Origin of the sequence: Streptomyces sp. NPDC093568, assembly GCF_044764945.1 — a bacterium.
Lineage (GTDB): Bacteria > Actinomycetota > Actinomycetes > Streptomycetales > Streptomycetaceae > Streptomyces.
In genome coordinates this window covers 719,423-726,147 of the sequence record NZ_JBIWJD010000002.1, presented here as the reverse complement: position 1 = coordinate 726,147, position 6,725 = coordinate 719,423, and the positions used below count along the sequence as shown (strand labels likewise).

General features: G+C 72.4%; 7 protein-coding genes. All 7 read right to left on the bottom strand.

Going from position 1 to position 6,725, the window contains the following annotated elements; all coding sequences use genetic code 11:
• Positions 1-175: 175 nt before the first annotated feature.
• The 7 genes from ACIRD7_RS12730 to ACIRD7_RS12700 all read right to left on the bottom strand — a co-directional run bounded on the left by ACIRD7_RS12730 (position 176) and on the right by ACIRD7_RS12700 (position 6,489).
• Positions 176-1,414, bottom strand: coding sequence for an MFS transporter (locus ACIRD7_RS12730; protein WP_403452796.1), 1,239 nt, complete (start codon positions 1,412-1,414; stop codon positions 176-178).
• A 138-nt stretch (positions 1,415-1,552) separates the two neighbouring features.
• Entirely contained in the window at positions 1,553-2,353 is an 801-nt protein-coding gene (locus ACIRD7_RS12725) for a sugar phosphate isomerase/epimerase family protein (protein WP_403452795.1), read from the bottom strand.
• Positions 2,354-2,426: 73 nt separating this feature from the next.
• Positions 2,427-3,359 carry a GNAT family N-acetyltransferase gene (locus ACIRD7_RS12720; protein ID WP_403452794.1) on the bottom strand — a complete coding sequence of 311 codons (933 nt, stop codon included), beginning with the start codon at positions 3,357-3,359 and terminating at the stop codon, positions 2,427-2,429.
• Between the two features lie 118 nt (positions 3,360-3,477).
• Positions 3,478-4,074: a dihydrofolate reductase family protein gene (locus ACIRD7_RS12715; protein ID WP_403452793.1), complete on the bottom strand. Its 597-nt coding sequence runs from the start codon at positions 4,072-4,074 to the stop codon at positions 3,478-3,480.
• Between the two features lie 132 nt (positions 4,075-4,206).
• Positions 4,207-4,959 (bottom strand): hypothetical protein, encoded by a 753-nt coding sequence (locus ACIRD7_RS12710; RefSeq protein WP_403452792.1) that lies wholly within the window; start codon positions 4,957-4,959, stop codon positions 4,207-4,209.
• Positions 4,960-4,984: 25 nt separating this feature from the next.
• Entirely contained in the window at positions 4,985-5,317 is a 333-nt protein-coding gene (locus tag ACIRD7_RS12705) for a hypothetical protein (protein ID WP_403452791.1), read from the bottom strand.
• 125 nt (positions 5,318-5,442) lie between these two features.
• Positions 5,443-6,489 carry a LacI family DNA-binding transcriptional regulator gene (locus ACIRD7_RS12700; RefSeq protein ID WP_403452790.1) on the bottom strand — a complete coding sequence of 349 codons (1,047 nt, stop codon included), beginning with the start codon at positions 6,487-6,489 and terminating at the stop codon, positions 5,443-5,445.
• Between the last annotated feature and the right edge of the window lie 236 nt (positions 6,490-6,725).

Sequence of the window (6,725 nt, the reverse complement as noted above, 5' to 3'; positions counted from 1 at the left end):
TGCTCGTGCCGACGTAGGCCACCGCGAGGACGCACAGCAGTCCGCCCGTGATCAGGGCCGTCGCACCCGAGGACCAGCCGGCGACCAGGCCGCCGCGACGCGCACCTGGACCGGGACGCCGGTTACGGTCCTTGGCCGGCCGTGCTCGGTTGGTGCCTGGATCCGACCGTGGAGATCATCGCTCGTCCGGAGTAGTGGCGCTGCCGCGCAGCTGCGGGGTGCTCGTGCCGACGTAGGCCACCGCGAGGACGCACAGCAGTCCGCCCGTGATCAGGGCCGTCGCACCCGAGGACCAGCCGGCGACCAGGCCGCCGCGCAGGTTGCCGAGGTGTGGGCCGCCCTGGCCGACGATCTGCTCGGCGGCCGTGACCCGGCCGAGCAGGGCGTCCGGGGTGCGGGTCTGGACGATCGTGCTGCGCGAGACGACCGCGAGGGCGTCGGCGGCTCCCGCGACCACCAGCAGCCCGAGCCCCGTCCACGGGTCGGTCGTCATCCCGAACAGCGCCAGGGCCGCGCCCCAGGTCCCGGCCCCGCAGAGCATCACCAGACCGGGCCGGCCCAGCCGCGTCACCGAGCCCGACAGGGCCGTCGCGGTGACGCCGCCGACCGCCACGGCCGACATGAACAGGCCGAGGGTGCGCGGGTCGCCGCCGAAGCGCTCGGCGTTGATCAGCGGGAAGAGGCTGACCGGCATGGAGAGGACGGTGGCGGCGAGGTCGGTGATGAGCGCGCCGCGCACCACCCGGTGGCCGGCCAGGAAACGCAGGCCGTCCAGGACGCCGTGCAGCCCGGCCCGCGAGGGCTCGCCCTCGGGCGGCAGCGCGGGCAGGCCGAAGGCGCCGTAGAAGGCGAGGCCGAAGCTGAGGGTGTCCAGCAGGTAGCAGACGCCGATGCCGAACCAGCCGAGGAAGAGTCCGCCGAGGGCCGGGCCGAGCAGCATCATCGCCTGGCCGGTGACCTGGTTGAGGGCGAGGCCCGCCGCCACCTGCTCCTTGGGCAGCAGCCGCGGCACGAACACGCCGGCCGCCGGACCGCCGACCGCGCCGAAACAGGCCCCGGCCGCCACCAGCGCGAGGATGCCGGCCACCGGTACGCCGCCGGTGAAGCCCTGCACCGCGAGCAGCAGCACGCAGACCGCCTGTCCGACGGTGGCGATCAGGAAGATCCGCCGCCGGTCCCCGCGGTCCACCCACGCCCCGGCGAACAGGCCCACGCCCACCATGGGCACCACCTGCGCCAGCCCGACCGCTCCGCTCCAGACCGCGCTGTGCGTCAGGTCCCAGACCTGGTACATGACGGTCACCATGGTCATGAAGCTGCCGAGCACGGAGACCGTCCGCCCGATCAGCAGACGTCGGAATACGGGGGAGGAGCGCAGGGGCCGTACGTCGATCAACGCACGAGCGAGGCTCATGAGGGCATGGCGGGGAGCGAGGTGGGTTCGGGCACGAGGGGCGACGCTATACGGCGCCTGCGGGCGCGGGCCAGCGAATTTCGAGGGGGGCGTCCTCAGCGCTCCAGCCGGCCGCCGCCCCCTCCCGCTCTTGTCCGCCTACGCCGACTCGTTCAGCAGCCGCGCCAGGTGCTCCCGGCCCGCCCCGAGCAGATCGGGCAGGGGCGCGGCGCCCTCGTACCACCGCTTCTCGTACTCCCAGCACAGCCAGCCGTCCCAGCCGTGCCGGGAGAGGACCTCCACGCACTCGGCGAGCGGCAGCACCCCGGCGCCGAGGGGCAGGGGGCTGGTGTCGTCGGCGGAGGCGATGTCCTTGACCTGGACGTAGCCGAGGTAGGGCGCGAGGGCCGCGTAGCTCTCGGTGGGCTGCTCGCCGCCCAGCCAGGTGTGCATCACGTCCCACAGCGAGCCGACGTGCCGGTGCCCGACCAGGCCGAGGACCCGGATCGAGTCGCCGGCGGTGCGGTGCGAGTCGTGGGTCTCCAGCAGGATCCGTACGCCCATGTCGGCGGCGTACTCCGCGGCCGTACCGAGCCGCCGCGCGGCGATCGCGTCCGCCGACTGGCGGCTCTGCTCGTGGTCGGCGCCGGGGAAGACGCGGACGAAGGGGGCGCCGAGGTCGTGCGCGAGGTCGACGAGCCTGCGCGTCTCCTCGATCACGGGGCCGTCGTCGCCGGGCGCGGCCACCCGGACGTACCCGGCCAGCCCCACCAGTTCCACTCCGGCGGCCTTGAACTCGGCCGCCACATCAGCCCGTTCGCCGGGCCCGAGGCCCAGGTTCACCGGCTCCTCGGGATGGGTGCGCAGCTCGACGCCGTGATACCCGTACGTGGTCGCGAGCCGCAGCACGTCGGAGAGGGGGAGACCGGGGACGCCGAGGGTGGAGAACGCCAGTTTCATGAATCCACCTTGCCAGGGAAACGGAGGGACGCCCATCCGGCCGGACGATCGGAAGACGATCAGGGATGAGGCTTCACTCCGGCGTACCCTGCAGATCCAGGCGCCAGTCCTGGCCGATCAGGTCCTTGCCGAACGAGCGGTGCGGTTTCTCGGTGACGAGGACGAAGCCGTGGCGCTGGTAGACGCGGCGGGCGGCGGCCAGGACGTCATTGGTCCACAGGACGAGGTCGCGGTAGCCGACGCCGCGGGCGAAGTCGACGACGGCCTCGACGAGCCGGTCGCCGATGCCGAGGCCCCGGGCGTCGGGCTCGACCAGCAGCAGCCGCAGCCGGGCCGTCGTGGGCGCCTCGTCCCGTACGACCATCACGCAGCCCACCGGCCGGCCGTCCAGCTCGGCGATCCACACCCGCTCCAGGTGGGGGTCGTGGTCCTCGGCGAAGTCGGCGACGATCCTCGCGACCAGCCCCTCGTAGTCGGCGTTGAAGCCGTACTCGGCGGCGTACAGCGCGGCGTTGCGCTGCACGATCCAGCCGAGGTCGCCGGGGCCGGGCTCGCGCAGCACGACGTCCTCGCGGCGGGGAGGGCGGCCGTCGGACAGGATCGTGCGGACGGTATTCATCGCCTCGGCGAGCCGGGGCCGGTCGGCGGCCGGCACGGTCGACAGCAGCGAGCCGACCGATTCGTTCGCCCGCTCCTCCAGCAGCTTGCCGGTCTCCCGGCCGTGCGCGGTGAGCGTGACACGCCGGCGCCGCGGGTCCTGCGGCGAGGCGGTGCGCTCGATGAGCCCGTCCTGCTCGAACTTGTTCAGGATCCGGCTCAGATATCCCGCGTCCAGCGAGAGCTCGGTGCGCAGGTCGGCCGCGTCCGTGCGCGGGGAGTGGGCGAGCTCGTACAGGACGCGGGACTCGGTGAGGGTGTACGGGGCGTAGAGGTGGCGGCTGTAGTCGAGGGCGCCGATGACGTTCGTGTAGAAGCGGTTGAAGGCGCGGATGTCGTGGACGGTCATGTGCGTCGACCCCCGGTGGACTCTGCGGCAGCCGGCTGCGGCCCGCTGCCGGTGATGCCGATGTCTGACTCAGTCAGAGGTTCCGTGGGTCGAGCCTAGGACGTCCGCGTCCCGGTGGCTACCCCTCGGCCGCCGGCCGGTAGACGCACACCTGCGCGCCGGTCTTGGCGGTGGTGGTGGAGACCAGCTCCAGCGGCCGCTTCACGCCGTCCGCCGGGAAGATCGACTTGCCGCCGCCGAGCAGCACCGGCATGACGATGAGCTGCAGCTCGTCGACCAGCCCCTCCTGGATCAGGGCCCGTACGAGGGTGGGGCTGCCCATCATCGCCAGGTCGCCGCCCTCGGCCGCACGCAGCTCCCGCACCCGGGCGACGGCCTCGGCGCCGGGGACGAGGGTGGTGTTGTTCCAGGTCAGGTCGGCCTCGGTGAGGGTGCTGGAGACGACGTACTTCTTGATCGAGTTCATCCGGTCGGCGAAGGGGTCCCCGGCCCGCTCCGGCCAGGCCGCGGCCATGGTCTGCCAGGTCCGACGCCCGAACAGCAGCGCCTCCGCCTGCCGCATCCCGGCGTCGAAGGCTCCGCCGAGGACCTCCGCGTCGAAGTACGGATGGGACCAGCCACCGTGCGCGAAGCCGCCGTCGGTGTCCTCCTGGGGGCCGCCGGGGGCCTGGACGACGCCGTCGAGGCTGATGAACTCGGTGATCGCGATGCGCATGGGAGTTGCTCCTGTTTCTCGCTCGGGTGAGGACACAGAGGAGACCGGGATGAGGCCGGAAACTCATCGGTAGGGGAGTCATAGGCGCGGAACGAGAGATTCGGCAGGGGTGGGCCGTACTTGCCGGACCCGTCAGGCGGCCTGCGGGCAGTCGGCCAGCGGGACGGTGGTGACGTCCTCACCGCGGTGCTCGGGGTCGAGGTTACGCACGAACCGGTAGCACTGCTCGGCGGTGGCGTCCGCGGCTCGGGTGTCGCGGATGAGGACGGTGACGACGGCGGTCCCTCCCTGCCGCACCACCGTCCTGACGTCGTAGTGGCCGAGAGTGCCCGCGGGGTCGAGGGCCCGCCGTGCCCCGGCGAGCGTCAGGTCCTTCGCGTCCATGTTCCCGATGCGGCTCGCGGCGAAGTGCGCCCAACTCGCGATCGACGCGCTCGCCCGGCACATGGCGTCGTCGCGCACGGCCACGGCGGAAGTCCAGACCGAGCCGGAGCCGTGGGCGAAGGTGAAGCGGAGGCAGCGGGCGACCGGCAGGGGGCCGCTGTTCAGGAGCACCGCCTCCTGGTCGACGTGGACGACTTCGCGGACGGTGGCGGTGAAGGTGCGGCGGGTCGGGTCGTAGTCGATCAGCGGTGCCTTGCTGTGGCGCCAGATCACACCGGTGAGCGCGTCGGCGTCGACATCGGCGGACGAGCCGCTTGCGGTCAGGGCCCGCCCGGTGTCCCGCGCGGTCTCGTGGCCGCGCCGCACGATCGAGGCCAGGGCGTCCCGCTGCCGTTCGTCGTTCGTGTGCTCCGCGTGCCAGACGGTGAACCAGAAGTAGGCGACCAGCGCGGCCGGAATCATCAGCAGGACGAGACAGCAGCTGGCGGCACGCCGGCGCACCGGTCCTGCCTCTCCTGAAGTCACGTCAGGCCACTTCCCACCAGCAGAAGATGTGCCGCGCCGCCTCGATCCGTGCCCTCGTGCCGTCGTCGGGCTCTCCGGTGAGGCTGACGAAGACCACGCACGACCCCGGATCGGCCGCGACGAACAGGGTCAGCGGCACCCGGCCGGACAACGGGTAGTCGTACCAGGCGGATCGCTCGACGTCCGTCTCCGGCAGGGCGGTTTCGACGGCCTGCCAGTCCGAGTCGTCGAACCCGCATCCCGCGAACTCGGCGACCGATTCGCAGAACGGCCGCAGATTGGCCTCGAAGATCCAGCCGTCGTCGAAGACGCTGCCGGGATCCGGAGCGGTCATCCAGCAGCCTCGCTCTCACCAGCCGGTCCAGGCCTCTGCCGTACGTCCACCGCGGCAACCAGCAGCGGCCCTCCCCCTATCACCGACGCCCCCCTACCACCTACGCCCCCTACTCCCGACACCCCCTACTCCCGAGGCCCTCCAGAAGACCCGCGCACCATCAACTCCCCCCGAATCGTGGCGATCCCCCCGGGCGGCGGTTCCTCCCGCCCCATCGCGATCCGCCCGGCCCGCGCCCCCGCCTCGGACAACGGCAGCCGCACGGTCGTCAGCGAAGGCACCGTGTCGACACTGAACGGCAGGTCGTCGAAGCCGGCCACCGACACGTCCTCCGGAATCCGCTTCCCGGAGTCGCGCAGCGCCGCGCACGCGCCCAGGGCGACGGAGTCGTTCGCCGCGACCACGGCGGTCAGCGACGGGTCCCGGCGCAGCAGCTCCAGCGTCGCCTCGTACCCGGACTGCCGGTCGTAGCGGCCGTAGACCGTCCACCCGGGGTCCTCCGTGATCCCGTGCGCCAAGAGCGCGGCCCGGTGGCCCTCCAGCCGGTGCCGGGTCGTCGTGCGCTCCTCCGGGCCCGCGATGTAGCCGAGGCGCCGGTGGCCCAGGCCGATCAGGTGCTCGGTCAACTCACGGCCGCCGCCCCGGTTGTCGAAGGTCAGCGCGATCGCCCCCGTGTCCGGCGCCGGCGGCCGCCCGCACAGCACCACCCGGGTCCCGGCGTCCGCCAGCTTCCGCAGCTTGGCCGCCACGGCCGCCGCGTGCGGCGCGTTCTCCACGGCGCCGCCGGTCAGGACGACCGCGGCCGCCCGCTGGCGCTGGAGCAGGGTCAGGTAGGTCAGTTCGCGCTCCGGCGAACCCCCCGTGTTGCAGACCACGGCCAGGCGCTCACCGCCCGCCCGGCCCCCCGGACCCCCGATCTCCGACTGGATCGCGCTCGCCATGATCCCGAAGAACGGGTCGGCGATGTCGTTGACCAGGATGCCGACCAGGTCGGAGGTGGCGGCGGCCAGCGCGCTCGCGGGACCGTTCAGCACGTAGTCCAGCTCGTCCACCGCCCGCAGCACCCGCTCGCGGGTGGTGGCGGCCACGGGGTAGTTCCCGTTCAGCACGCGCGACACCGTCGCGGGCGAGACCTGGGCGCGGGCCGCCACGTCCGCCAGGGTCACCGTCATCTCGTCGTCCTCCGGTCGCGCATCTCGTCGTACCACCTGTCGTACGTGCGTGGTCACCACGTGTTCACGGACAGGACCTGCCCCCTCGTAGACAGGCCATCCGCTGTCGCGGTTCCGTGTATGTCGAGCAGACCTTAAGGCCAAGAACCCCGGTTGTTCGTCCCCTCGAACAACTCAACCCCGTCACGGTCTTGTCTCCACCGCTGCTCAGAGGCTAGCTTCTCATCAGATAGAAA

Coding starts and splice junctions, on each gene's coding strand:
- ACIRD7_RS12730 (WP_403452796.1), bottom strand. CDS start 1,414: ATGAGCCTCGCTCGTGCGTTGATCGACGTACGGCCCCTGCGCTCCTCC.
- ACIRD7_RS12725 (WP_403452795.1), bottom strand. CDS start 2,353: ATGAAACTGGCGTTCTCCACCCTCGGCGTCCCCGGTCTCCCCCTCTCC.
- ACIRD7_RS12720 (WP_403452794.1), bottom strand. CDS start 3,359: ATGACCGTCCACGACATCCGCGCCTTCAACCGCTTCTACACGAACGTC.
- ACIRD7_RS12715 (WP_403452793.1), bottom strand. CDS start 4,074: ATGCGCATCGCGATCACCGAGTTCATCAGCCTCGACGGCGTCGTCCAG.
- ACIRD7_RS12705 (WP_403452791.1), bottom strand. CDS start 5,317: ATGACCGCTCCGGATCCCGGCAGCGTCTTCGACGACGGCTGGATCTTC.
- ACIRD7_RS12700 (WP_403452790.1), bottom strand. CDS start 6,489: ATGACGGTGACCCTGGCGGACGTGGCGGCCCGCGCCCAGGTCTCGCCC.